Source organism: Arthrobacter bambusae, from assembly GCF_030812595.1.
Classification (GTDB): domain Bacteria; phylum Actinomycetota; class Actinomycetes; order Actinomycetales; family Micrococcaceae; genus Arthrobacter; species Arthrobacter bambusae_B.
The window spans coordinates 16,264-40,089 of record NZ_JAUSSZ010000008.1 but is presented as its reverse complement, the minus strand read 5'-3'; the positions used below and the strand labels follow the sequence as shown (position 1 = coordinate 40,089).

Below are 23,826 nucleotides of genomic sequence, written 5' to 3'. Positions count from 1 at the left end.
GCCGGCGCGATCCAGGCGCTTCGCATTTCGGCTCCTTTGCTTGACTGGCGCGCCCTTACCGATTGCCAATATTTGGCAATCGGTTGTCAGCAGGATCGCGACTGGCTTAGACTCAAGGCGAACGGATGTCCGTGAACAATGGCGGAGCGAACTCAGCTCTGCGGCGCGCGGCTTTGCGGTACGGGCAACCAAGAACGGTGTTGCCCTCGCCTGAGGGCTTGTAGGTTCAAAGAAAAACATCTTTCGAGGGAGCAGGAATGCCTACAGCGGCAGTCATTGGTTGCGGCGATGTATCCAGCGTGCACTTCGGCGCAATCGCCAAGACGGACGATGTTGAACTCGTAGGAGTTTGCGACACCGACGCCGGACGCCTCCAGGCGGCAACGGCAGCACACGGCGTGGCGGGGTACGAGGACTACTTGGAGATGCTCGCCGCGGTGAGGCCCGACGTCGTGCATATCTGCACTCCGCACCACCTGCATGCTTCCCTGGCCGCGGACTGCCTCGAGCGCGGCGTCAGCGTGATTGTCGAGAAGCCGCTCGCCCACACCCTCGAAGAGGGTCGCCGGCTGGTCGAGGCGGCCGAACGGAGCGCGGCGAAGATCGCCGTATGTTTCCAGAACCGCTACAACGCGACGTCCCAAGCCATGCGGAGACTGCTCGACGACGGCGGGCTGGGTCAGGTTCTGGGCGCCTCGGCAACCGTGATGTGGCACCGGACGGCCGAGTACTACCAGGACAGGCCGTGGCGCGGAACCTGGGCTGAAGGTGGCGGCGGCCTCATGATGAACCAGGCCATCCACACGGTGGACCTGCTCCAGTGGCTGGTAGGTGACGTGACCAAAGTGGAAGGCCACGCTGCCACGCGCTCGCTGGGCGGCGTGATCGAGGTGGAGGACACGGCGGAATTCATTGCCGGGCACGCCAATGGTGCCACCAGCGTCTTCTATGCCACCCTCGCCAACGCAACCAACGCACCGGTGACGCTGGACATCGTCACCGAAAACGCCACCCTCAGCCTCCGGGGCGACCTTGTTGTCAGCTACGCCGACGGCACTGTGGAAACTGTCCCGGAACGTGCCTTGGAATCGGGCGGCCGGGCGTACTGGGGTGTATCCCACGAACTCCTCATCAAGGACTTCTACGCCAAGCTCGGGGATCCCGATCCGTTCTGGATCAGCCCTGCCGAAGCCGAAAAGTCGCTCAGGATCGTCAAGGAGATCTATGCCCAGAGCTACCCGGAGATTTCCGGGCAGGTGGGCTAACCATGGGCTTCATGGCTGAGTTGAAGAACCACGCAGACCTCTACTAATTCCATTCACAACGAAAGTTCCACTCATGAGCAAGAAAGTACGCCTTGGCATCATCGGCCTGGGCCAACAGGGCGGCACGTACGCCAAGTTCATCACTGAAGGCATGGTCCCGAACATGGTGATCGGCGCTATCTGCGACACCGATCCTGCAAAGAAGGAATTGGCAGCTTCCCTGTACCCCGATGCGCCTTTCTATGACGACTACCTCGCCATGCTTGACAGCGGCGACGTCGACGCGATCGTGACCTGCGTGCCGCACTACCTGCATCCGGAAATGGGTATCGAATCGCTCAAGCGCAACATCCACGCCCTCGTGGAGAAGCCTGCAGGGGTGTACACCAAGCAGGTCAAGGAGCTGAACGAGTTCGCGGCGTCCAAGCCGGAGCTGTCCTTCGGCATCATGTTCAACCAGCGCAACAATCCGCTGTACAAGAAGCTCAAGGAGATCGTCGACAACGGCGAGATCGGGGCCATCCGCCGCACCAACTGGATCATCACCAACTGGTGGCGTCCGCAGGGCTACTACAACTCCAGCGAATGGCGTGCCACGTGGGGCGGGGAAGGCGGCGGCGTCCTGGTCAACCAGGCACCCCACCAGCTCGACCTGTGGCAGTGGATCTGCGGCGTGCCGAAGTCCGTCTACTCCAAGGTGGCGTACGGTTTCCGCCGTGACATCGCCGTCGAAGACGAGGTCACCGCCGTCGTGGACTACGGCGACGGCGCCACCGGCGTCTTCGTCACGGCCACCCACGACCTCGTAGGCACGGACCGCTTCGAGATCCTGGGCGATCAGGGCAAGATCGTGGTGGAAAACAGCAAGACGGCAACGGTCACTCGCCTGGTCAAGCCCGAGCGCGAACTCAGTGACGGCATGGACATGGAGGATGTCCGCAAGCTCTTCATGGGCGAGTTGAAGGCGCAGGACTACTACACCACCGAGGTGATCGAGTTCGAGTCGGCCTGGGGCGGACAGCACGCAGGCGTGCTGGAGAACTTCGCGGCCAACATCCTGGACGGCACTCCATTGTTGGCGCCCGGTTCGGACGGGATCCAAGGCGTCCGCCTGGCCAACGCCATCCACCTGTCGAGTTGGACCGGGAGGGAAGTCTCCCTGGACTTTGACGAGGATGAGTACATGCGCGAGCTCAACAAGCGCATCAGCGAAGAAGGCAAGTTCCCCGAACGCGCCTAGCTGGCGGGGGCACTCAAGCCGGGCGCTCCAGCAGGGCGGCGCCCGGCGGCTGTTTTGGCAACCGTCCTGCTTTTTGTTGCCATGCCAGATTACGATGGAGCCGTGACTGAAGCGACCAATTCCGGAGCAGCAACTTCCCCCGCCAAGCGTGGACGCGGGGAGAAGTCCTCGCCCACTATCTACGACATCGCGAGGCTTGCGGGTGTCAACCCATCCACGGTTTCGAGGGCGCTCAGCAAACCGGGCAGGGTCAGCGCCAAGACCCAGAAGATCATCGAGGATGCCGCCGAGCAGCTGAACTATCAGGTGAACCCCTTCGCCCGTGCCCTTCCCACCGGCCGTACCCAGACCATCGGATTGATCGTCGCGGACATCACTAATCCGACCTTCTTCGACATCATCCGTGGCGCGGAAACCACGGGGTCCGACCGGAACTACACCCTGGTGCTGGCCGAGTCTGCGGAGTCGCCTGAAACTGAATTGATTGCTGCCCGCAGGATGCTGAGTACGGTGGACGGCCTCATTTTGGCGAGTCCCCGGATGGACGACGAACGGATCCGGGCCCTGGCCGCGGACAAGCCGGTGGTTGTGATCAACCGCGAAATAGTGGGAGTGCCGTGCGTGGTCCCCGACGTCAACAAGGGGATTAGCCAGGCCGTGCGGAGCCTCGCGGCCAACGGCCACCAACAGCTCGCCTATGTTGCCGGGCCGCCGCAGTCCTGGATGTCCGGCCGCCGCTGGGAAGGCGTCCAAGCCGCGTGCGATTGGTACAAGTTGGGGGCGGTCCGCCTGGAATCGTCAAAGCCAACCGTCGACGGCGGCCGCCAGGTAGCGCGGGACGTGCTGGCGAGCGGCGCGACGGCGGTGATCACCTACAACGATCTCCTCGCCATAGGCCTCATGCAGGAGCTTCAGGCCGCCGGCGTGCAGGTTCCGGACCAGATCAGCATTGTGGGCTTCGACGACATCTTCGGGGCAGACTTCACCACCCCGGCGCTCACCACCGTGCGGTCGCCGTTGGGGGAGTGCGGTTCCCGTGCTGCCGCCCTCCTGCTGGACATGTTGCTCGGCCAGGAAGGACCCGTGGAGGCGGTTCGCGTAGACACGGAGCTCGTGGTGCGCGGCTCCAGCGGACGTCTGATCGCTTAGCGTAAAGCGATCCCCGGAGGGAGTTGCAACGAGATGGCAATCCGTGGCAACCGGTTGACAGATTGATTCCCCAGACCGAAAATTGACCTATGTCACAGTCGATTGCAGCCAATCCTGACCGGCTCCTGCCCGCTGATCCCGGGACGCGCAGCATCGCGCGCTCCCTGCTGGAGCGCGTCCAGGACCTGCCCATCATCTCTCCGCACGGCCACGTTGACGCCGCCGTCATCGAGCACAACACCCCGTTCCCGGATCCGGCCGCGCTTCTGGTCAGCCCGGACCACTACGTCACCCGGCTGATCCACGCCAGCGGAGTCCCCATGGGCAAGCTGCTCTCGGGAGGCGCCAACCCCTCCGAATCTCGGGAGATCTGGCGGGCTTTCGTCCAGGCCTGGCCACTTTTCGATGGCACTGCCTCCGGGTACTGGCTGCGCACGCAGTTCGAAACCGTGTTCCAGCTGGGCGCGGACCTTGGCGAGATGTCTGCCGACGCCAGCTACGACGCCATTGCCGCCAAGCTCGTCGAGCCGGACTTCCGTCCCCGTCAGCTCTTCAAGGACTTCAACATCGAAGTCCTTGCCACCACGGACGATCCCCTCGACAGCCTGGCCAGCCACAAGGCAATCGCTGAGGACCCGTCCTTCAACGGCCGAGTGGTGCCGACCTTCCGTCCGGATGCCTACCTGAACATCGCCCACCCGGCGTGGAGTGCCAACGTCGAGCGGCTCATCGAGACCGCAGGCGACGGCGCTACCGGCTACACCGGCTACATCAAAGCCCTGGAAAACCGCCGTCGTTATTTCGTGGAGCATGGCGCGGTGTCCGCAGACCACGGTGTCCGCACCCCGGCAACGCTCAAACTGGAACAGGCCGAAGCCGAACGGATCTTCGAGTTGGCGCGGGCCGGCAAGGCCTCGGCCGAGGACCGCGATACGTTCGAAGCCCACATGATGTACCAGATGGCCAGGATGTCGGTGGAAGACGGACTCGTCATGACCATCCACCCCGGTTCCTTCCGTAACCACCACCAGCCCACCTTCGAAGCCTTCGGCGCCGACACGGGACACGACATCCCCTTCGCCGTGAACTACACCGAGGCGATCAGGCCCCTGCTGCAGGACTTCGGCACTGCCAAGGACTTCCATTTGGTGCTGTTCACCCTTGACGAGACGGTGTTTTCCCGTGAGCTGGCACCGTTGGCAGGGTTCTATCCTTCCGTCTACCTAGGCGCTCCCTGGTGGTTCCTCGATGCGCCGGACGCCATGCTCCGCTTCCGTTCCGCCGTCACCGAGACCACCGGCTTCTCACGGTCCTCGGGCTTCATCGACGACACCCGCGCGTTCTGCTCCATCCCGGCCCGGCACGACGCCTCCCGCCGGATCGAGGCGTCCTTCCTCGCCCGTCTCGTCGCGGAGCATCGTGTCAGCGAAGACCGCGCCCACGAAATCATCGTCGACGTCGTCGACTCCTCACCCCGAAGGGTCTTTAAGCTGTGACCAACGAACCCGATCAAACGGCGGATCTTCCCGGCTTGAACCGTTCCATCAGGCCCATCGACAAAGCCCCGGTGCGCATTGTGCACATAGGAATGGGGGCGTTCCACCGATCCCACCAGGCGTGGTACACCCAGCATGCAGGCGACGCGGCAGAGTGGGGCATCGCCTCCTTCACCGGTCGCCGCCCGGATGCCGCGGAGGTCCTCGCTCCGCAGGACGGCCTGTACACCCTGGTGGAGCGTTCGGACGCGGGCGATGCATTCGAAGTCATCGGCAGCATCGTCGAGGCTGTTGACGGTGCCGACGTCGAGCGTTTTGTCGAGCTCGTCTCGGCACGGTCGACGTCGCTCATCACACTCACCATCACCGAAGCCGCCTACCGGCTCGGGGTCGACGGGAAGCTGGATAGCCAAGCGCCCGACGTCGTCGCGGACCTCGCCGTGCTCGCTGCGGGTTCTTCTTCGGGCAAGCCGACGACGCCGCTCGGCCGGCTGGTTCTGGGCCTCGCCCAGCGCCGCGCCGCCGACGCCGGTCCGCTCGCCGTCGTCTGCTGCGACAACCTCTCCAACAACGGGACCGTTGCCAGAAGTGCCGTGACGGGGATGGCCGGGGCGTTCGACGCCGGACTCGCCGCCTGGATCGAGGCCAACGTCAGTTTTGTCAGTACTTCCGTTGACCGCATCACCCCGCGCACGACGGCCGCCGATATCGACGCCGTCGCCGCAGCCTGCGGATACCGCGACGAATCGCCCGTGGTAGCCGAGCCCTTCGTCAACTGGGTCCTCAGCGGGGACTTTCCCGCGGGACGGCCCCGCTGGGAGGATGCGGGCGCTGTGTTCGTGGACGAGATCGAGCCCTACGAGAACCGCAAGCTGTGGCTCCTCAACGGCGCCCACTCGTTGCTCGCCTATGCCGGCCAGCTGCGCGGACACAAAACGGTGGCCGAAGCCCTCGCCGACGAGTTCTGCCGGCGGGCCGTGGAGGAGTTCTGGGACGAGGCAGCCGCCAACCTGCATGGCGGAGACTTGGGCATCCCTGAGTACCGGGCTGCCCTGCTGGAACGCTTCGGAAACTCCCGGATCGCCCATCATCTGGCACAGATAGCCATGGACGGCAGCACCAAACTGCGGATGCGGGCATTGCCGGTGCTCCGCGCCGAGCGCGCCGCCGGGCGCAGCGGGCGAGCCTCTGCACGGATGCTCGCAGCCTGGACTGCCTACACTGCCACGGCTTCCGGCCTCCAGGACCCGCTGGCGGAAGACATCGCCGCAGCGAACCTCCTCACAGGCCGTGCCCGGCTTGAGGCCCTGCTCCGGCTCGTGGATCCGGACTTGGTTGCCGACGCAGCCATCGTGGACCTCGTTGAGGGTTTGTTGGACACCTTCGCGGCCGCCGGAAACCTCAGCTAATCCTGCGGGCGCCGTCGTTCAGGCCCCGGCACGTGAGCGGGCGTTCGTCGGAAGGGCGTCATACGTGACCGGGCGTCGGTCGGAACGGCCCCGACGCGTGAGGGGCGTTCGTCGGAAAGGCGTCATACGTGACCGGGCGTCGGTTGGAAAGGCGTCATACGTGACCGGGCGTCGGTTTCCCCGCACGCCCGGTCGGATCTGGGGGTTTTTTCCTGGGATGCCCGGTCACCTTTGTGGGGTTTTTCCTGGGACGCCCGGTCACCTATTTAGGGTTTTCCCGGGACGCCCGGTCACCTAACTCTGGTTTTCTCGGGACGCCCGGTCACGTAATCGGGGTTCTCCCCGGGATCCGGGCGCCGGATGTGACCGGGCGTCGTTCGGAAAGATGCCATACGTGACCGGGCGTCCGTTTCTCCGAAATAGTACTGCAACCGGTTGCCAATAATTGTCATCCATCCTAAGATCGTTTTTACCTGCCCTGTGATGCACGTCGCATCCGGGCCATCCCAGCACTCGATCAGCAACCCTGAAAGGACCAGCTGTGAAAATCATTGCCGCTGAAGTGTTCGTGACCAGCCCCACCCGGAACTTCGTTACCTTGCGGATCACCACCGAGGACGGCGTGACCGGCATCGGCGACGCGACGCTCAACGGCCGTGAACTCGCCGTGGCCGCGTACCTGAAGGAACACGTTGCCCAGCTGCTGATCGGCAAGGACCCGCACCGCATCGAGGACACTTGGCAGTTCCTGTACCGCAGCGCGTACTGGCGCCGGGGCCCGGTCACCATGGCTGCGATTGCCGCCGTCGACATGGCCCTCTGGGACATCAAGGGCAAGGTTGCTGGACTGCCGGTGTACCAGCTGCTCGGCGGTGCCTCCCGCAACGGGCTCCGCGCGTATGGCCACGCCTCAGGCGCGGACATTCCCTCCTTGTTCGACTCGGTCCGCGAGCACCTCGAACTGGGCTACAAGTCGATCCGCATCCAGACCGCCATCCCGGGCATCAAGGCCGTGTACGGCGTCGCCGCGCAGGCGCAGGCCTCTGGTGAGCGCTACGACTACGAGCCGGCCGGCCGCGGCGCGTTCCCGCAGGAAGAAGACTGGGACACCCGTGCCTACCTGCGCCACCTGCCCACCGTCTTCGAAGCAGTACGCAACGAATTCGGCCCGGAAATTCCGCTGCTGCACGATGGCCACCACCGCATGACTCCCATCCAGGCCGCCAAGCTTGGCAAGGCCCTGGAACCGTACGACCTGTTCTGGCTCGAAGACTGCACCCCAGCCGAGAACCAGGAAGGACTGCGCCTGGTCCGCCAGCACACCACGACGCCGCTTGCCATCGGTGAAATCTTCAACACGGTCTATGACTTCCAGACGCTCATCAAGGAACAGCTGATCGACTACGTCCGGGCCGCGTCCACTCACTTCGGCGGGATATCCCCGCTGAAGAAGGTCATGGACTTCGCCGCCCAGTACCAGATCAAGTCCGGCTTCCACGGCCCCACCGATATTTCCCCTGTCGGCTTCGCCGCTCAGCTGCACGTGGGCCTCGCCATCCACAACTACGGCATCCAGGAGTACATGCAGCACTCGGACAAGACCAACACGGTCTTCGAGCAGTCCATGACCTTCACCGACGGCTACCTGCACCCAGGTGACAAGCCCGGCCTCGGCGTCGAATTCAACGAAGAAGCCGCCAACTCCTTCCCCTACCAGCAGGCCTACCTGCCCTACAACCGTCTCGTGGACGGCACCGTCCATGACTGGTAGCAGCGTGGCCGCAACCGGCGATCCCAGTGCAGCGGCGGAAGAGCCGCGGCGCATCGTGGTGATGGGCGTCTCCGGTTGCGGCAAGACCACCATCGGGGACCTCGTCGCCCGTGCGCTGGGAGTTCCGTTCATCGACGGCGATTCGCTCCATCCGGTGGAAAACGTTGCCAAGATGGCCGCCGGAACGCCCCTGACTGACGAGGACCGTTGGCCGTGGCTCGCGACGGTGGGCACCGAGCTCGCCAAAGCAGGCGACGGCGGGCTGGTTCTCGCGTGTTCCGCCCTCCGGCGGAGCTACCGGGACGCCATCCGGGAGAAAGCCCCGACCACCGTCTTCCTGCACCTGCACGGCAGCAAAGAGGTGCTGAGGGAACGGACTGAAGGGAGGTCCGGTCACTTCATGCCGCCCGCGCTCCTTGATTCCCAGCTCGCCACCCTGGAAGCGCTCGACGCCGACGAGCTCGGTTTCGTCGTGGATATCGCCGCGCCGGTAAGCGAGGTAGTCGCGGAGGCGCTGGCCGGGATTGCCGCCGTCGCGGGTTCCAGAGCTCCGGTGGGCAACAGCGCCGCTCGCGCCGGGGGCACCCAGGCGCGCCAGTTCGACGTCGACCTTCAGTCGGCGCCGTTCAACCTCGACCACGACGCCGTTGCCTGGGTGGACTCCACGATCCGGGGCATGAGCCTCGAGGAAAAAATCGGGCAGCTCTTCATCAACCACAACGACGATTACTCCCCGGAGTACCTCGACGGTGTGCTGGAGAACTATCACGTCGGTGGAATGCGTTACAGGCCGGGTCCATCCGCCGCTGTCCAGGAGCACATCCGTTACGCCCAGTCCAACACGCGCATCCCGCTTCTGGTGGCCTCCAACCCCGAGATGGGAGGGGCCGGAAGCTGTGACGACGGAACTTTTGTGTCGACCCACCTACAGGCCGGTTCCCATCCGGATAAGTCCATCGCCAGGAAGATGGGCCAGGTGGCGGGTGTGGAGACCGCCGCTTTGGGCTGCAACTGGGCTTTCGCGCCGATCGTGGACATCCATTACAACTGGCGCAATACGGTCATCTCCACCCGCGCGTTCGGCAACACACCGGAAATCGTGGTGGAGCGGGCCAAGGAGTACTTCGACGGCATCAGCGAATCGCCTACTGCCTGCGCCATCAAGCATTTCCCGGGCGACGGCGTGGACGAGCGCGACCAGCACGTAGTCACTTCGTACAACACGCTCGGGTATACGGAATGGAATTCCAGCTACGGGCAGGTGTACCGGGAAATGATCGGCCACGGGATCCAATCCGTCATGGTCGGACACATCGGGGCACCCGAGCTCACGCGGCATTTCCGTCCGGGGACTCAGGACAGGGACATCCTGCCCGCCACCCTTGCCCCGGAACTTCTCCAGGACTTGCTCCGCGGCGAACTCGGCTTCAACGGACTGATACTTACGGATGCATCGCAAATGGTAGGCCTCACGCAGGCCGAAGAAGCGCAAAGACCTCGTTCCAGCCACCATCGCCGCCGGCTGCGACATGTTCCTGTTCTTCCGCAACCCGGCGGAGGACTTCCAGTACATGATGGACGGATACAAATCCGGCGTGATCTCCGATCAGCGCCTGCATGACGCGCTGCGCCGGATCCTGGGATTGAAGGCCAGCCTGGGGCTGCACAAGAAGCTCCCGGAAGAATTGACGCCGTCGTCCGAGGCATTGCGGTTGATCGGCAGCGATGCCCACCACGCCGTAGCCGCCGAAATCGCCGACAAAACCGTCACGTTGATCAAGGACACCGCCGGCAACCTGCCCATCACGCCGGAGACGCACAAGCGCATTCGCCTGTACGGCGTCTCGGGCGGTTCCGATTTCACCCGGGCAGATCCGTTGGCCTACCTGGATACGGTAAAAGAGGAACTTGAAACCGCCGGTTTCGAGGTCCACCTCTTCAAGACGGCTGAGCAACGTGAAGCTGCGGGGGAGACGGGCGTGAACTTCATGAGCGTCATCTCCGACGAAGCCACCGGCGATTATGCGGACAAGTATGATGCCGCGTTCGTCTTCGCCAACGTCAAGGGCTTTGCGCAAGAGGCGGCGATCCGCATCAAGTGGTCGAGCCCGATGGCGGCGGAAATCCCGTGGTATGTCACGGAAGTCCCCACGGTGTTCGTCTCACTGAACCAGCCGAACCACTTGATCGATGTGCCGATGGTCAAGACGGCCATCAATGCCCACGCAGGGACCCGCGAGGCCATCCGGGCTACCATCCAGAAGATCCAGGGCAAGTCCGAGTTCCAGGGGACGTTCAACGAGAACGTCTTCTGCGACTCGTTCGACACCCGGCTTTAGGCTGTTTTTCCTTGGAAGCTAGGGGTTCTTAGAGCGGGCTTCCTGCCGGCTGAACAGCGTCAATCCGCAGGGAGTCCGCAGAGCTTCATCCAGCAGGCCCTCGGCGGCAGCCCTGGTTCGGTCCTCCGCGGTCGGCCACAGATGTGAACAGGTGTCGAGTCCCAGCGCGGATCCTTGTTGATCAAGGATCCGCGCTCTAGCTACTCGGTGCCAACACGCCCCATCAACCTAACAAAGGACTACTTGTCGCCGCGCAGGCCTGCGAAGACGTTCTTGGGGCGCTGCATCTCGCCGTGCTTGGCACCGAGGATGATCACCAGGGCTGCGAAGCCGGGGACGGCCCATTGCAGCAGCTTGAGCTGCTGCTGGGCTGCCTTGAGTTCGTCCGAAGCGCCTGCGTGCGGCTCGGTTGCGCCCTCGGCCCCTTCACCGGCCAGCTTGTCTACCTTCTTGCCCAGGATGCCCGAGTACAGGGTTACCGCGGCTCCCACGACCGTAACTGCGGTCTTGATGACGGTGTTGCGGGCCACGCCCTCCTGCCTGGCGATGCGACCCTTGTTTTCCCAAGCAATGGCGAGGTCGGCCACTAGATGGGACGCGAAGGCTGCCGTCTGGAAGGGGGCCCACTTCATCCAGCCCGCGCTCGAAAGCCGGGTGCGTTCCGAGGGATCCTTGGCCTGGGCTGCCGCACCGTTGAGCCCGATGGCGCCCATCAGAGATCCACCAAACCAGGCTGCTGCCGTTAGGTCGTGAACTGAACGGGCAACGAGATTTCCTGCCATGATGTGCGTTCCTAACGTTGTGAACTGTTTCCGGGTTGCCGCCGTACTGGGACTTCACCTGACGTTTCCCATCGATGTATGGCGCGCCCATAGTAAGCACACTTACTAATATTACGAAAGCCCTTTTCCCGCGGGGTCGACCGCCTAACATGGAGGCCATGGGCGACACAGGGACATTGTTCGGCTGGGCCTTCGGGGACCCGGCACGTGAAAGCGACAGCGGCTACATTGACGGACTGGAGCGCGAGGCACTGCGCAATGCGCAGCAAACGGCGAAGGCCAAGGGTGTGGAGGTCGTTGCAGGTTCTGAATCGTTCACCGTCCTCAGCGCGGACGATTCCTTGGTGGAGCTGGAAAACGCCCCGGGCCAGCTGGTAGTGCGCTGCACCGTGCATGTTGAGGGGCCGGGCGCCGAAAAGCTGCGGGCCGAGGGGCCCATGAACGGCTGATATGTAGGTTCTGGTCTCAAGAGGGCATGGATGAGCGGCTCCTGGCCAGCTGCTCAACCATAATGCTTGCTCGCGCTTCTCAACCGCCCCAAGCAGCTGGATGCAAAAGCCGACCGCCGCCAGGATGATGACTAGGAAAGTGGTCGCCGTTGGACCGCTCTGAACGTGTTCTGCGATTCCTTCGACACCCGGCTTTAGGCTGTGCCGGCCATTTCCCAGAGGCGTGGGGAGTGGCCATCGCACGCACGGCGCTCCGGCACGTTTTGGGGAGTGGCCGCCGGCCCCCGACCTCCATATTGTCCATGCCTCGCAGTAGTATTCGGGCATGCCTGACCAGCCCGAATATCCTGCGCCGTTGAATTCCGTCGGTGCCCCGCCTCCGCGTCAAACGGAGCCGCTGTCAACCGTTTCAAGGGTGCCCGTTATCGCCAAGCTCGTTTGGCCGAAGTACCTTCAATATGTTCCGGCCATGGTCACCCGGACGTCGGAGGGCAAAGTCCTGGTGCAGTGGTGGCCGAACCCCTTCGGATCGGCCACGAGGCTGACGTGGCTAAAGGATACGGACGTGCGGGCCGAGCTGCGCTACGAGCGTTGAGTCAGGCGGCCGTTGAGTCAGGCGGCCGGGTTCGCGACGTCCACCAACCGGGTGTTGTCGTCCACGAGTTCCACGGGCCTCATCGTCCAGGACGACGCCACGCGGTACGCATCGCCCAGCACGGCGTCCAGCAGGGCTTGGCCCTTGGTTTCCTGCGGGTCGATCCAATCGTCGATCATGTCCGCGGAGATTGGAACCGGGATCCGGTCATGCAAATTGTGCAATCTCCCGTGAACGCCTTCCGGCGGGGAATCCATGGTCAGGATCGAGCAGGACAAACGCCACGCGCCGGAAGCGGACTTGTCCTCTATGCTCTCGTCGCGCCATGGCGCGAACAATCCGGCGAAGGTGATCAGCTCATCCTGCGGTTCGACGATGTAGCGCTGCTTGGGATCCTTGCGGCCGGGTCCCGACTTCTTCCATTCGTAGTAGGCAGACGCCGGAACGACCGCCCGCCACTTGGGCAGGGAAGCCCTGAATGCCGGGGTTGACCCGGCGGTTTCCGAGCGGGAATTCCAGGTGGGTACCTTCGAATCGAAGGACTTGGAGAAGGTTGGAACCAGGCCCCACCGCCCGGCCGCGAGTTCGCGTGCGACTGCGCCGTCTCCAGCCCGTCCCCGTAGGAAGAGCACGGGGTCAGTCGGGTTGATCTGGAGCGTCGGAGAGGGATAGTCGGTATCTCCGCGCAACGCGGCACCGAGCTTCCTCGAAAGATAGTCTGCCTCAAAACCGACACTGAACCGACCGCACATACCGACATTCTTGCCTAGCACTTGGGACAACGCCAGCCGCGGAAGCCCATACTGGAGTAAGATGGAAGAACCGCATCCTGAGAACCCGGACATCTGGAGGCCCCATGAGCAACCCCCGCCGCGAGGACGCGCCGGCCAAGCGGGGACCCGCCCGATTGACCGGGCCGGTGTTGGCAGGGGTGCTCCCGAACCAGCCTGCCACGGTGGTTGGGAAAGCCGCGGACGTAGCGCTCAGCGCCGGATTGGAACTGGTCCTGGCTTTCGCTGACGTCACGAGTTTCCCGGCGGCGGGGGACCGGGACGGGCATTTGGCCGCCCAGCCGATCGACCCCGACGGAATCGACGACGATGCCGCGGCCATCTCGGCGTCGCTCCGATCGCAAATCGCGGATCAACTCGATGGAACGGACGTGCGGTGGACCTTTGTGACGCTGGCCGGCGAGCCAGCCCGGTCGCTAGGCCGCTATGCCGCGAGTATCAATGCTTCCATGATCGTCGTGGGAACCAAGGAACATGGCCTCGGCCCGAAGTTTGAAGGACTGGTCACCGGATCGGTAGCCTTGCATCTGGCACATCGCCAAAACTGCCCCGTGCTCATGGTTCCCTTGGGCCGTCACGACCCAAGCAGGGATCAATGAAGGAAAGCAGCACCGCCGCGCCGGGAGCCAAACCCGAGACGGCACCCTCGGAGAAGCACCCGCACCGCCCGCTCCATCTGCACGGGCGGTTCGTTCTGCTTGTGGTTGCCGGCGGAATCCTGGGAGCTCTGAGCCGCTACGTGTTTGGCATGGCCGTTCCGGCGCCAAACGCCTGGCCGCTGCCCACCCTCCTCATCAATCTGTCCGGTGCGCTCGCGCTCGGCTGGCTCCTCGAAGCGCTCGCCCGCAGCGGGCCCGACGCCGGTCTCCGCCGGGTTGCCCGCTTGGGCATTGGAAGTGGTTTCCTTGGGGCCTACACCACCTACAGCACCCTGGCGCTGGACGCGGTGCACCTCTTCGGAGCGGGACGCGGAATGGACGCTATGTGGTACCTGGCAGCCAGCCTGCTGGGCGGTGCCGCGGCCACAACCCTGGGGATTTGGCTCGGGGCGCTCCGGCACAGGTCCGTCCAGCATGAGCCGAAGGGGCAGCCATGATCCCCCTTCTCATAGCACTCGCGGGCGGCACAGGGGCAGCCGCACGCTTCATCGTGGATGGGGTGGTCCGCTCCTGGGCCCGGACTGCGCTCCCGCTCGGCACTATCTTCATCAATCTCTCCGGCTCGCTGCTCATGGGCTTACTGGCGGGACTGGTCATGGCGCATCACGCGCCCGAATCCCTTCAGCTGATTCTCGGCACGGGGTTCCTTGGCGGATACACGACCTTCAGTACGGCAAGCTTGGAGACCATCAGGCTGGTCCAGAGCGGACGGACCGGCCTTGCCCTCCTCAATGGAGTGGGCACAATGGCGGGGTGTGTCGGAGCGGCGGCAGCCGGCGTCGGGCTGGCCCTCCTGCTCTGACCGGCTATCGCACCGTCGTGAAGTGCTCAACCACCGGGAACGGGTCGTAGAAGTGGTGCAGCAGATCCTTCCACCGCTCATAGTCGGCGGACCCACGGAAGCCTTCCGTGTGAGCTTCCAACGAATCCCACTCAACAAGGAGAAGGTATAGGTGCGGGGACTCGATCGAGCGTGAAATCGAAAGACTGCGGAACCCGGGCTGCTGGCTGATCAGAGGTCGCGCCCTGCTGAATGCCTCTTCGAAATCGGACTCGCTGCCGGGACGGACGGGGAGGATCGCGTGCTCCAGGATCATTCGCTTAGCTTCTCACAGACGTCCGGTTGGAAATCCCCCGAGGCAAGGCGTTCACCCCCGGGAGTCGCTAGAGCCAGTTCTTCCGCTTGAAGATCACCCACATGATGAAGCCCGCTAAAACCATCATTCCGAGCGCCATGGGATAGCCGAAGGGCCAATGGAGTTCCGGCATGATGTCGAAGTTCATGCCGTAGAGGCCGGTAACGAACGCCGGGGCAAAGAAGATCGCTGCCCACGAGGAGATCTTCTTGGTTTGTTCGTTTTGTGCCGCGCTCGCCTCGTTTTGCCGGTTCGCGGTCAGGGTCCCGTCGAGGGTCAGGGCGTTTTGGAGCAGGTCACGGAACCCGTTGGCCCGGGAAATGACTTGTTCGACATGGTCCTCCACATCGCGGAGTTTGCGTTGCAGCTCGATGTCGACGCCGTATTTCACGAACCCGCGCTTCAAGGCGGCCATCATGTCCGGGAGTGGGTTGATTGCGCGCTGGAACTGGATGACCTCGCGGGCGAGCTCATAGATGCGCCGCGAGACCAACGGATCTCCTCCGAAGAGCTGGTCCTCGATCTCGTCGATGTCGTTTTCCAGCCCTGAGATCACTGGGCCGTAGTCGTCCACCACTTGGTCCAACAATGCGTACAGTACGGCTTCGGGACCATGGCGCAGCAGTTCCGGTTGCTGTTCCAGGTTGCGACGGACCTGGGCCACCCCGGGTGTCTCCGCGTGGCGGACCGTGACCACGAAGTTCTTCCCAGTGAAGACGTGAAGCTCCCCGAATTCCACGGTCTCCGTGGCGTCCACGTAGCGTGCTGGCCGGAGGACTGTGAAGAGGTTGTTGTCGTAGCGTTCCAGCTTGGGCCGCTGGTGCGCATTGACGGCGTCTTCAACCGCCAGTAGGTGAAGGCCGAACTCGGCCGCCACCGCAGCCATTTCTGTCTCGTCCGGCCGGTACAGTCCAATCCACACCATTCCGCCATGGGCGGCCAGCGTTTCGACGCTTTGCTCGATGCTTCCCGGCGTAGCGGTCCGGATGCCGTTGACGTAGACGGCGTTGTCAATGATGGTCACGAGGCTATTCTCCTTCCGTTATTGCCATGCCCCGATGATTGCTCCGGCGACTGTCATGGCCACGATGTCGTGGCCGGAGTCGATGAGCGTCACGGCGGACGGCCTGCCCGCGAAACCGTTGTGGATGACGTGGCCGCCGACGCGGAAGACGACTGAGATCACTAGTGCAAAAAAGCCGCAGGCCAGGCTTCCGTGCACGCCCAGCTTGCCGATAAGGACGGCTAACAGGATGCTCGTGAGTGCTGCGGCAACCAGCATGGGGATCCAGATTCCTGCGCCGCCGTCGATCTTCTTGAGGTCTTCCTCGGTCTTGCCAATGGCTTCCATCCATCGTCTGCCGAGGACCGCGGGCATGTACCAGACAAAGCCGATGACCATGCTCGATACGAACGCCAGGAGTACGGCCAACCAGTTCAGGTGCGGGAGGGAAGTGAGCCAATCCATTCTGGAATCCTAGTCGGCTTCGATGACCGGCGGATCGGTGGCTACCTGCGCTTTGACCCGTTTCGTTCCGCCGGCCGTCGCGGCGGCGTCCGCGATCCTGCCGATGAGCGGCTCTGTCCGGTAGGGGATATGGGTGTGCAGGGCGAGGACCGTCTCGGTGCGGATGACGCCTTTGGTCCTGAGGATGGAGCGAAGCGCTGTTTGCAGGTTGTGCGTGTCGGTGGCCACCACCCGGCACAGGAGATCTCCCCTTCCGGAAATTTCATGCACTTCGAGGACCTGGGGGATGCGGCGCAGTGCTCCGATCACGCCGTCGAGTTCGCGGTGGGTCACCTCCAGCGTCACGAAGCCGACGACGTCGTACCCGACCTTTTCGAGGTCGACCTCGCGGCCGCCGTCGTTCAGTACGCCCGAGCGGACCAGGCGGCGCATCCTCGATTGGGCGGTATTACGAGCGATCCCCAGGGACTCGCTGAGTTCGCCGATCTGAACCCTGGGATCACGGATCAGCTCCAGCAGGATCTTCAGATCCGTGGGATCGAGGGTGTTCAAATCATCACTCCGGCTCATTTGAGGTCATTGGCAGGCATCGATTTTGACTGTTCTGATCAATTCTTTCATGGACATCTGATCTATCCAGCAACCTTGCTGCATCCTATTGCCATCAATATTTTGGGCGGCACAGTCCCGGCCCACAAAGCCGGGTTCGTGATGGCCGCTGAGGCAAAGGCACGGAAATGACTGTCTTTAGTGAACTCCGCATGCGCCAGGCCACCGCCGGGCGCTGGGGCTGGGATGCTTCCACCACGGCACGGCTGGTTCTGGCGGGCGCCGTCATGTTCACTCTGCTGGTCGGTGCCAACTTGGCGAGTCCGCTGTATCCGCTGCTCCAGGCGGAACTGGGAATTACCTCCTTGGGTGTGACAATCGCCTTTGCGAGCTACGTCCTGGCCCTGGTGGCTGTGCTGATGCTCGCCGGGCACTGGTCGGACCATATCGGCAGGCGCGCGGCGCTAGTGCTGGCCGTACTCGTGGGCTTGACGGGTGGCTTGGTCTTTGCCAACGCGGACAACCTCCTGATGCTCTCTGCCGGGCGGATGCTCCAGGGCGTCGCCGTCGGCCTTGCGACCGGAGCGAGCTCGGCGGCTTTGCGTGAATTGCTTCCCTCCCGGCCCGAGTGGGCGTCCCGCTTCACTTTGCTCTCTTCCTCCGGAGGGGTGGCTGCCGGTCCCGCGATCGGCGGACTCCTGTCGCTGCTCCCGGGGGCCACCTCGACTCCGTTCTTCATCCACGCGGCCGTCCTGCTCCTTTTGCTCCTCCCGCTGTGGTTCCTCAAGGCGCGCCCGGCGATTCGGCCTGCCGAGGGCCCGCGTCCTTACACGGTGCTTGCCCCGCGGCGGCCCTCCGTGTCTCGCGACGCCAAGGGAGCGTTCTGGCTGGCCTCAAGCGTGGGGTTTCTCAGCTTTGCCGTTTTCGGATTCTGCCTTTCGCTCGCGCCCGGCTACTTCGCCGTCGTCATGCATGCCGATTCCCGCCCCATGACCGGGCTGCTCGCCGGGCTGACGCTCGGAGCGTCCGCGCTCAGCCAATTGCTCACCATCCGCGGACGGTTTGCCGTGCCGGTGGGCCTGGGCATCCTGGGAGTCTCCATCGTGCTGGTCGGCGCGGCGGCATCCTTGTCCAGTCCGGTGTTGCTGGTGGCAGCGAGCCTGTCAGCCGGGGTCGGCCAGGGGATCGCTTTCCGGCTGGTGTTCAATGACGTTGCCAGCAAGGTGGAAGCGTCCCGGCATGCCCAGATCATCAGCACCGTCTACGTCATTACCTACCTTGGCAGTGCTGTGCCGGTCATCGGGCTGGGACTGGCCGCATCGGTGATCGGGCTGGGCGCCGCTGCCAGCTATTTCACCGTGGTGTGCGGTGTGGCATCAGCGGTACTCGCTGTCCTGTCCCTTCGCAGGGTCCTTCGGAAGGGCTGACGGGCGGTCCATCTCGCAAGGAGGCGCTTGCAAAGATTGATTTGCAAATAAATGCTTGCAAAGGTTTCTTTGCAAGAGTAGCGTTTCCGGCATGGAGAAGGTTCAAGAACCGGAATTCCCCGTCCGCAAGGTCGATACGGCATCGCTCAAGGCGCTTGCGCACCCCCTCCGCGTTCAAATCCTCGAGATGCTGTCCCGCTATGGGCCACAAACCGCCTGCAGCTTGGCCGAACTCCTCGATGAATCCAGCGGTGCCACCAGCTACCACCTGCGGCAACTTGCCAAGTTCGACTTCGTCCACGAGGTCCAAGGCAAGGGGACGGCGCGGGAACGGTGGTGGGAGCGGCCCAGGGGAGCCATCCAGATCACCTCGCCCGAGCTGACGCATTCGCCGGCAACACAAGAGGCATCCCGGCTTGTAACCCGCGAGTTCGAACGCAGCAGGCAGGCTGTCCTCGCCGACTTCATGGCACACGGCATGGATTCCCTGGACGAAGTTTGGCTCGACGCCGCCATCGTCAACACCGCCAACGCCCGGATGTCAGCCGAGCAACTCGGCCGCTACGCCCGTTCCATGGAAGCCTTCGCCCGCAACCTTCTGGAGGAAATCCGGAGCGAACCCGAAGCGGAGGATGCCCGCCCCGTGCAAATCCATTTCAACGCCTTCCCGATCCTGGGCGTCCCGGCTTCGGCCGGCGACAAGAAATCCCGCGACGCGAAGTCGCACACAGCAGCCACCGAAGGGAAAGAGTCATGAGTACCGCCACCGCGACATGCGGCACCTACCGCAGGCCCTCCATGCTGGAGTCGGCAGCCGCCGGAATCGGAAGCAGCCTCGTTTCGTGGGCCGAGCGCAGGCGCTACATGCCTCCGGCCGATCTGGCCATGCAGCGAGCGGCGCTCACCCGCCGGCAGGAACTAGGTGGCCTCCGCCAAGACGCCATCGGGGCCGCACACTCAGGCCTCGAGCCGCGTCACTGAGCCAAGTTGGGGGCATGGGCGAAGCGGGTGCCGGCCCGCTACTCCGGCAGCGGCCCGTGGTTGCCCTGGATGTGGGCAAAGACCAGAGTGGTCTCGGTATGGCCCACCACGGGGTCCGTCGCGAGGTTGTCCAGGACCCAGTCGCGGAGGTCGTCGGTGTTGGCAACCGCTATATGCAGCAGGTAGTCCACGGAGCCCGAAGTGTGGAACGTTGAGATGACCGCAGGGAGGGCGGGAACCCGGGCCGTGAAGCGGTCAATCTGGTCGCGGTCGTGGGCGCGAAGGCGCACTGCGATCAGGGCCTGGACCGATCGGCCGATTGCCGGAAGGCTGAGGACAGCTTCGAAACCCTCGATAATGCCGCGTTCTGACAGTGAACGGGTGCGCATGAGCGCCGTCGACGGGGCGATGCCGACCAGCTCGGCCAGCTGCTTATTGGAGATCCGGGCATCCTCAACCAATGCGGCGAGGATGCGTTCGTCGATCGCATCCAATGGCTCGCTGGTGCCGACGGGCCGAACGTTCTTCGGGGTGGTGGTCACGAATCCTCCTGAAAGTGCTGTCTGTTCATCATAGATGCCGGTTTCCACTCAATCCATTCATTTGGACTGTAATTCTCCGAATTATTGCAAGATACTGACCGAATTCAACGGCGAATAATTCAAGGAGAGCAGTGGCAACCATCGACACACTCGCAGTCCACGCGGGCCGGACAGGGCTCACGGAGCAGGGAGTGCACGCCGTTCCCATCGACCTTTCGACTACGGCGCCTTTGCCCTCTGTCAACGACGGCGGCCTCGCCTACGAGCAGATGGCCACGGGCGGCGTGCCCCTCGAAGGCCAGAGTACGGTCTACCAGCGTCTCTGGAATCCTACGGTAGCCAGGTTCGAAGAGGGCGTAGCGGCACTCGAAGGGGCGGCCGAATCGGTGGGTTTTGCGTCAGGGATGGCTGCCTTCAGCGCGGTGCTGCTTGCCGCCCAATCGGAAGGCAAAGCGCACGTGGTTGCAGTGCGGCCCCTCTACGGCGGTACCGACCACGTCCTGGCCAGTGGCCTGCTTGGCAATCAGGTCACCTTCGTCAAGGCCGACGGCGTGCAGGGTGCCGTTCGCCCGGATACGTGCCTGGTGGTGGTGGAAACCCCCGCGAACCCGAGCCTGGACCTCGTGGACCTCACTCGCCTGGTGTCCGACGCCGGAGGTGTTCCGGTCCTCGTGGACAATACTTTTGCCACGCCAATCCTCCAGCAACCGCTCAAGCAGGGCGCCGCTATGGTGCTCCACAGTGCCACGAAGTTCCTGGGGGGCCACGGCGATGCGATGGGCGGCGTGGTGGCAACAAGCGTGGAGTGGGCCACTCGGCTGCGCCGGGTGCGTGCCGTGACCGGCGGCATCCTGACACCGTGGCCCGCCTACCTCTTGCACCGGGGCCTTGCGACCCTTCCGATCCGGGTGCGGGCCCAGCAGGACCACGCCCACAAGATCGCGGCAGCGCTCGCAGGCCACGAACTCATCGCCAAGGTGTACTACCCGGGGCTTCCCGAGTGCGATCCGCTGCACTTGGTGGGTACACAAATGAGCGGTCCGGGCTCGTTGATCGCTTTCGACCTCGAATCGGCCGAGCATGCGGAGCGAATTCCGGGGGCGGTCCGGCTCATCACGCACGCAGTGTCGCTGGGTGGCATCGACACGCTCATCCAGCACCCCGCCGGGTTGACCCACCGCCCGGTGGCCCCGGAGGCCAAGCCCCAGGCGCGCATGCTCAGGCTTTCCATCGGCTTGGAAGATCCGGCTGACATCATCGATGACCTGGTCCAGGCCATCGAATCCACCCGTTAGCGAGTCCCGGAGCTGCCTTGAGCCTTGGTTACCTAAGGCAATCGGCTGGTTACCTTGCGTCGTCCGCACTACCATGAAATTGCTGGGGTTGTCAATTTCCAAAGGTGAATCGGATGACTCAAGGAGGCACTCGGAATGAGTGATGTCAGTCCACTAAGGAATGCAGTCCGCAAGGGAAGTGGCCTAAAGCAACTGGGTGGTACTTGGGGTGAACTCCTCGCCGAGTTCCTCGGCACGTTTGTCCTGATCGCTTTCGGCGACGGCGTCGTGGCCATGGCGGTTGCCGCCTTGCCCGGCTCGGGGCGGGCCGCGACGTCGACCACGATCTTCATGGCCGCCGGCGACTGGTTGTTGATCACGTGGGGATGGGCCATCGCCGTAACGATGGCAATCTACGTCGCCGGCGGGGTCAGCGGGGCCCACATCAATCCGGCCGTGACGCTCGCTTTCGCGGTGCGGCGGAAGTTTCCGTGGAAAAAAGTAGGGCCCTACATCCTTGCCCAGGTTGTCGGCGCGTTCGCCGGTGCTGCGCTGGTGTACCTGCTCTACCACGATGCCATCGACGCCTATAACAAGGCTGTCGGCACCGGGCGCGGGGATCCAAAGGGCCTGGCCACCTACTCCATTTTCGCCACGTTCCCGGCACCGTACTTCAATGGGAATCCCGTGGGGCCGCTGGTGGATCAGGTTGTTGGCACGGCTTTCCTCGTTTTGTTCGTCGTGGCGATCATCGACATGCGCAATACCGCCGTACAGGCGAACCTGGGTCCGTTCATGGTCGGGCTGGCCGTGGCGGCCATCGGCATGTCCGTGGGCGCGAACGCCGGTTACGCGATCAACCCTGCCCGTGACTTCGGACCGCGGTTGTTCGCGTGGCTCGCCGGATGGGGCCAGACGGCGATGCCGGGCACTGTCGACGGGTCGTTCAGTTGGTATTTCTGGATCCCGATCGTCGGCCCCCTCGTCGGTGGAGTGATCGGTGTGCTGATCTACGACTGGTTTATCGGGGATGTGCTCCATGCGCGCACCCTGCTGGCGGAACCCACGCTTCCGGGACGGACCGGCGCGGACATCCCTCGGGCGTCCGAACCGAAGCAAGCGGCCTAGGGGTAGCTCAATCCCGGGGCTGATCCGCCGTGCCGTGCGGTGCACGAACGGTCACGCGGAGGAGCTGACGACGGCGACCCCGCGCGCCGGGGATCGGTGCACGACGGCGGTGATCACCGCCGTCGTGCACCCTAGGGCGATGACCGTCCAGGCCAGTGCGCTCCAGCCGAAAGCCTGGAAGGCGAGTCCTCCGGCCCAGCCGATAATGCTGGAACCGAGGTAGTAGGAGAGGTTGTACAACGACGCTGCTTGCGCGCGGCCGCTCGTCGCGATGGTCCCCGTCCAGCCTGCTCCGATGCTGTGTGCGGCGAAGAAGCCGCCGGTGAAGACCACCAGGCCCGCCAGAACCGCGGCGATGTTGTCCCACAGTGTGAGTCCAAGGCCGGCCGTCATGGTCGCTATCCCGGCGAGCATGACGTTCCGGCGGCCGAAGCGCATGGACAAGCCGGCTCCCCAGCGGGAGCTCACGGTCCCGGACAAATAGGCCAGGAAAATCAGGCTGACCACTGCGGCGGGGAGCCCGAAGGGTGCTGCATGGAGGCGGAATCCGAGGTAGTTGTAGACGGCCACGAAACCGCCCATCAAGAGGAACGCTTGGACGTAGAGGGCCACAAGCCGTGGATTGGAAGAATGGCCCGCCAACGTCTTCATGGCCCCACGGAAACCTCCGGCGGAACTTGGAGCGAAGCGGCGCGGTTTCGGGACCAGCAGCAGGAACAGGACGGCCGACGCTGTCGCGAGGAGGGAGACTGCGAGGGCCGCGGCCCGCCAACCCCATAATTCACCGACGGGTCCCGCGAGCAAGCGGCCGGCGAGTCCGCCGAGCGTCGTGCCGGCTACGTAGCTGCCGGCGGCCAGCGCAGCGTGCACCTTATTCACTTCTTCATTCAAGTACGCGATGGCGATCGCCGGGATACCGCCGAGGGCCATGCCCTCCAGCGCCCTGAACGCGAGGACAAGGGGAAAGGCCGGGGCCAGGGGGACGAGCAGGCCCAGGACGGTGGCCGCCGCTATCCCGATTGTCATCGCGCGCACGCGGCCGATCTTGTCGGCAACGAAGGACCAAGGCAACACCGTTGCCGCGAGGCCCACCGTGGCCAAGGAAATGGTGAGTGCCGCCTCTGCCGCGGTGATGTGCAGCTCGTTTGCCATGAGTGGCAGGACGGCTTGTGTGGAGTACAACTGGGCGAAGGTGGCCACGCCAGCGAGGGCCAGCCCTGCGAGGATCCGCCGGTACGCGGCGGAGCCTTTCAAATGGCCCTCCCAATTGGACTCGGCGGGGCTCTGGGATACTGCGCTTGTACTCACCTTTCAACAGTAGGCCGGGTGGAAGTGATGATTCCAATGCATGATTCACTTAGAATTAATAGCGGATT

Annotated in this window: 24 protein-coding genes and 1 pseudogene; 17 read left to right on the top strand and 8 right to left on the bottom strand. The window is 63.9% G+C overall.

Annotated features, from left to right (window positions below; translation table 11 throughout):
• Positions 1-257: 257 nt before the first annotated feature.
• From J2S96_RS12020 to J2S96_RS11990, 7 genes and pseudogenes are all read left to right on the top strand, one after another.
• A complete protein-coding gene (locus J2S96_RS12020) occupies positions 258-1,265 on the top strand; it encodes a Gfo/Idh/MocA family protein (protein WP_306863525.1) in 1,008 nt (335 codons plus the stop codon).
• Between the two features lie 73 nt (positions 1,266-1,338).
• Positions 1,339-2,505, top strand: coding sequence for a Gfo/Idh/MocA family protein (locus J2S96_RS12015; protein ID WP_306863522.1), 1,167 nt, complete (start codon positions 1,339-1,341; stop codon positions 2,503-2,505).
• A 102-nt stretch (positions 2,506-2,607) separates the two neighbouring features.
• A complete protein-coding gene (locus J2S96_RS12010; RefSeq protein WP_306863521.1) occupies positions 2,608-3,654 on the top strand; it encodes a LacI family DNA-binding transcriptional regulator in 1,047 nt (348 codons plus the stop codon).
• A gap of 89 nt (positions 3,655-3,743) precedes the next feature.
• Positions 3,744-5,150, top strand: a complete 1,407-nt coding sequence (gene uxaC / locus J2S96_RS12005; protein WP_306863519.1) for a glucuronate isomerase — start codon at positions 3,744-3,746, stop codon at positions 5,148-5,150.
• Positions 5,147-6,559, top strand: a complete 1,413-nt coding sequence (locus J2S96_RS12000; protein WP_306863518.1) for a mannitol dehydrogenase family protein — start codon at positions 5,147-5,149, stop codon at positions 6,557-6,559. The genes uxaC and J2S96_RS12000 overlap by 4 nt, the downstream gene beginning before the upstream one ends.
• A gap of 541 nt (positions 6,560-7,100) precedes the next feature.
• The gene (gene manD, locus J2S96_RS11995; RefSeq protein WP_306863514.1) at positions 7,101-8,330 is read left to right on the top strand and encodes a D-mannonate dehydratase ManD; all 1,230 of its coding nucleotides are present in this window, start codon (positions 7,101-7,103) and stop codon (positions 8,328-8,330) included.
• Positions 8,320-10,669: pseudogene (locus J2S96_RS11990) on the top strand (gluconokinase, GntK/IdnK-type). Before manD ends, J2S96_RS11990 begins: the two are co-directional and overlap by 11 nt.
• Positions 10,670-10,908: 239 nt before the next feature.
• Here the strand turns inward: J2S96_RS11990 and J2S96_RS11980 are convergent.
• Positions 10,909-11,451, bottom strand: coding sequence for a hypothetical protein (locus tag J2S96_RS11980; RefSeq protein ID WP_306863505.1), 543 nt, complete (start codon positions 11,449-11,451; stop codon positions 10,909-10,911).
• A gap of 158 nt (positions 11,452-11,609) precedes the next feature.
• Here J2S96_RS11980 and J2S96_RS11975 point away from each other — a divergent pair, with 158 nt between their 5' ends.
• Both J2S96_RS11975 and J2S96_RS11970 read left to right on the top strand, forming a co-directional pair.
• The gene (locus tag J2S96_RS11975; protein ID WP_306863502.1) at positions 11,610-11,900 is read left to right on the top strand and encodes a hypothetical protein; all 291 of its coding nucleotides are present in this window, start codon (positions 11,610-11,612) and stop codon (positions 11,898-11,900) included.
• Positions 11,901-12,225: 325 nt separating this feature from the next.
• Positions 12,226-12,495: a hypothetical protein gene (locus J2S96_RS11970; protein WP_139359719.1), complete on the top strand. Its 270-nt coding sequence runs from the start codon at positions 12,226-12,228 to the stop codon at positions 12,493-12,495.
• A 17-nt stretch (positions 12,496-12,512) separates the two neighbouring features.
• Here J2S96_RS11970 and J2S96_RS11965 read toward each other — a convergent pair whose 3' ends face one another.
• A complete protein-coding gene (locus J2S96_RS11965) occupies positions 12,513-13,247 on the bottom strand; it encodes an SOS response-associated peptidase (RefSeq protein WP_306863497.1) in 735 nt (244 codons plus the stop codon).
• A gap of 104 nt (positions 13,248-13,351) precedes the next feature.
• On the opposite strand from J2S96_RS11965, the gene J2S96_RS11960 reads away from it, so the two are divergent.
• Genes J2S96_RS11960 through crcB form a run of 3 tightly spaced genes read left to right on the top strand, consistent with a single transcriptional unit; the run spans position 13,352 to position 14,747 of the window.
• A complete protein-coding gene (locus J2S96_RS11960; protein ID WP_306863494.1) occupies positions 13,352-13,885 on the top strand; it encodes a universal stress protein in 534 nt (177 codons plus the stop codon).
• Positions 13,882-14,382, top strand: coding sequence for a fluoride efflux transporter FluC (locus J2S96_RS11955; protein ID WP_306863492.1), 501 nt, complete (start codon positions 13,882-13,884; stop codon positions 14,380-14,382). Before J2S96_RS11960 ends, J2S96_RS11955 begins: the two co-directional genes overlap by 4 nt.
• The gene (gene crcB / locus J2S96_RS11950) at positions 14,379-14,747 is read left to right on the top strand and encodes a fluoride efflux transporter CrcB (protein ID WP_306863489.1); all 369 of its coding nucleotides are present in this window, start codon (positions 14,379-14,381) and stop codon (positions 14,745-14,747) included. Before J2S96_RS11955 ends, crcB begins: the two co-directional genes overlap by 4 nt.
• A gap of 4 nt (positions 14,748-14,751) precedes the next feature.
• Here the strand turns inward: crcB and J2S96_RS11945 are convergent, their stop codons facing one another.
• The 4 genes from J2S96_RS11945 to J2S96_RS11930 form a co-directional block, all read right to left on the bottom strand.
• Positions 14,752-15,042 (bottom strand): antibiotic biosynthesis monooxygenase family protein, encoded by a 291-nt coding sequence (locus J2S96_RS11945; RefSeq protein WP_306863486.1) that lies wholly within the window; start codon positions 15,040-15,042, stop codon positions 14,752-14,754.
• Between the two features lie 67 nt (positions 15,043-15,109).
• On the bottom strand, positions 15,110-16,105 hold the full coding sequence (corA, locus tag J2S96_RS11940) for a magnesium/cobalt transporter CorA (RefSeq protein WP_306863482.1): 996 nt from the start codon (positions 16,103-16,105) through the stop codon (positions 15,110-15,112).
• 18 nt (positions 16,106-16,123) lie between these two features.
• Complete coding sequence (locus J2S96_RS11935) at positions 16,124-16,549, bottom strand: DUF1761 domain-containing protein (RefSeq protein WP_306863479.1); 426 nt, start codon at positions 16,547-16,549, stop codon at positions 16,124-16,126.
• A gap of 9 nt (positions 16,550-16,558) precedes the next feature.
• Positions 16,559-17,119 (bottom strand): Lrp/AsnC family transcriptional regulator, encoded by a 561-nt coding sequence (locus J2S96_RS11930; RefSeq protein ID WP_306863475.1) that lies wholly within the window; start codon positions 17,117-17,119, stop codon positions 16,559-16,561.
• A 167-nt stretch (positions 17,120-17,286) separates the two neighbouring features.
• Here J2S96_RS11930 and J2S96_RS11925 point away from each other — a divergent pair, with 167 nt between their 5' ends.
• From J2S96_RS11925 to J2S96_RS11915, 3 genes are all read left to right on the top strand, one after another.
• Complete coding sequence (locus J2S96_RS11925; protein ID WP_306863473.1) at positions 17,287-18,525, top strand: MFS transporter; 1,239 nt, start codon at positions 17,287-17,289, stop codon at positions 18,523-18,525.
• A gap of 91 nt (positions 18,526-18,616) precedes the next feature.
• Positions 18,617-19,282, top strand: a complete 666-nt coding sequence (locus tag J2S96_RS11920; RefSeq protein WP_306863471.1) for a winged helix-turn-helix domain-containing protein — start codon at positions 18,617-18,619, stop codon at positions 19,280-19,282.
• Positions 19,279-19,506 (top strand): 2-nitropropane dioxygenase, encoded by a 228-nt coding sequence (locus tag J2S96_RS11915; RefSeq protein ID WP_306863469.1) that lies wholly within the window; start codon positions 19,279-19,281, stop codon positions 19,504-19,506. Before J2S96_RS11920 ends, J2S96_RS11915 begins: the two co-directional genes overlap by 4 nt.
• A gap of 38 nt (positions 19,507-19,544) precedes the next feature.
• On the opposite strand, the gene J2S96_RS11910 is transcribed toward J2S96_RS11915, so the two are convergent.
• Entirely contained in the window at positions 19,545-20,048 is a 504-nt protein-coding gene (locus tag J2S96_RS11910; RefSeq protein ID WP_306863465.1) for an Lrp/AsnC family transcriptional regulator, read from the bottom strand.
• A gap of 131 nt (positions 20,049-20,179) precedes the next feature.
• Between J2S96_RS11910 and J2S96_RS11905 the strand changes: the two genes are divergently transcribed.
• Both J2S96_RS11905 and J2S96_RS11900 read left to right on the top strand, forming a co-directional pair.
• The gene (locus tag J2S96_RS11905) at positions 20,180-21,343 is read left to right on the top strand and encodes a trans-sulfuration enzyme family protein (RefSeq protein ID WP_306863463.1); all 1,164 of its coding nucleotides are present in this window, start codon (positions 20,180-20,182) and stop codon (positions 21,341-21,343) included.
• Positions 21,344-21,478: 135 nt separating this feature from the next.
• Positions 21,479-22,450 carry an MIP/aquaporin family protein gene (locus tag J2S96_RS11900; protein WP_306863461.1) on the top strand — a complete coding sequence of 324 codons (972 nt, stop codon included), beginning with the start codon at positions 21,479-21,481 and terminating at the stop codon, positions 22,448-22,450.
• Between the two features lie 51 nt (positions 22,451-22,501).
• On the opposite strand, the gene J2S96_RS11895 is transcribed toward J2S96_RS11900, so the two are convergent.
• On the bottom strand, positions 22,502-23,758 hold the full coding sequence (locus J2S96_RS11895; protein WP_306863459.1) for an MFS transporter: 1,257 nt from the start codon (positions 23,756-23,758) through the stop codon (positions 22,502-22,504).
• Between the last annotated feature and the right edge of the window lie 68 nt (positions 23,759-23,826).

What these genes read in the sequence shown, in the direction of transcription:
- J2S96_RS12020 (WP_306863525.1), top strand. Translation starts at nt 258, where the DNA reads ATGCCTACAGCGGCAGTCATTGGTTGCGGCGATGTATCCAGCGTGCAC.
- J2S96_RS12015 (WP_306863522.1), top strand. Translation starts at nt 1,339, where the DNA reads ATGAGCAAGAAAGTACGCCTTGGCATCATCGGCCTGGGCCAACAGGGC.
- uxaC (WP_306863519.1), top strand. Translation starts at nt 3,744, where the DNA reads ATGTCACAGTCGATTGCAGCCAATCCTGACCGGCTCCTGCCCGCTGAT.
- J2S96_RS11980 (WP_306863505.1), bottom strand. Translation starts at nt 11,451, where the DNA reads ATGGCAGGAAATCTCGTTGCCCGTTCAGTTCACGACCTAACGGCAGCA.
- J2S96_RS11975 (WP_306863502.1), top strand. Translation starts at nt 11,610, where the DNA reads ATGGGCGACACAGGGACATTGTTCGGCTGGGCCTTCGGGGACCCGGCA.
- J2S96_RS11970 (WP_139359719.1), top strand. Translation starts at nt 12,226, where the DNA reads ATGCCTGACCAGCCCGAATATCCTGCGCCGTTGAATTCCGTCGGTGCC.
- J2S96_RS11965 (WP_306863497.1), bottom strand. Translation starts at nt 13,247, where the DNA reads ATGTGCGGTCGGTTCAGTGTCGGTTTTGAGGCAGACTATCTTTCGAGG.
- J2S96_RS11960 (WP_306863494.1), top strand. Translation starts at nt 13,352, where the DNA reads ATGAGCAACCCCCGCCGCGAGGACGCGCCGGCCAAGCGGGGACCCGCC.
- J2S96_RS11955 (WP_306863492.1), top strand. Translation starts at nt 13,882, where the DNA reads ATGAAGGAAAGCAGCACCGCCGCGCCGGGAGCCAAACCCGAGACGGCA.
- crcB (WP_306863489.1), top strand. Translation starts at nt 14,379, where the DNA reads ATGATCCCCCTTCTCATAGCACTCGCGGGCGGCACAGGGGCAGCCGCA.
- J2S96_RS11945 (WP_306863486.1), bottom strand. Translation starts at nt 15,042, where the DNA reads ATGATCCTGGAGCACGCGATCCTCCCCGTCCGTCCCGGCAGCGAGTCC.
- J2S96_RS11935 (WP_306863479.1), bottom strand. Translation starts at nt 16,549, where the DNA reads ATGGATTGGCTCACTTCCCTCCCGCACCTGAACTGGTTGGCCGTACTC.
- J2S96_RS11930 (WP_306863475.1), bottom strand. Translation starts at nt 17,119, where the DNA reads ATGAGCCGGAGTGATGATTTGAACACCCTCGATCCCACGGATCTGAAG.
- J2S96_RS11925 (WP_306863473.1), top strand. Translation starts at nt 17,287, where the DNA reads ATGACTGTCTTTAGTGAACTCCGCATGCGCCAGGCCACCGCCGGGCGC.
- J2S96_RS11920 (WP_306863471.1), top strand. Translation starts at nt 18,617, where the DNA reads ATGGAGAAGGTTCAAGAACCGGAATTCCCCGTCCGCAAGGTCGATACG.
- J2S96_RS11915 (WP_306863469.1), top strand. Translation starts at nt 19,279, where the DNA reads ATGAGTACCGCCACCGCGACATGCGGCACCTACCGCAGGCCCTCCATG.
- J2S96_RS11900 (WP_306863461.1), top strand. Translation starts at nt 21,479, where the DNA reads ATGAGTGATGTCAGTCCACTAAGGAATGCAGTCCGCAAGGGAAGTGGC.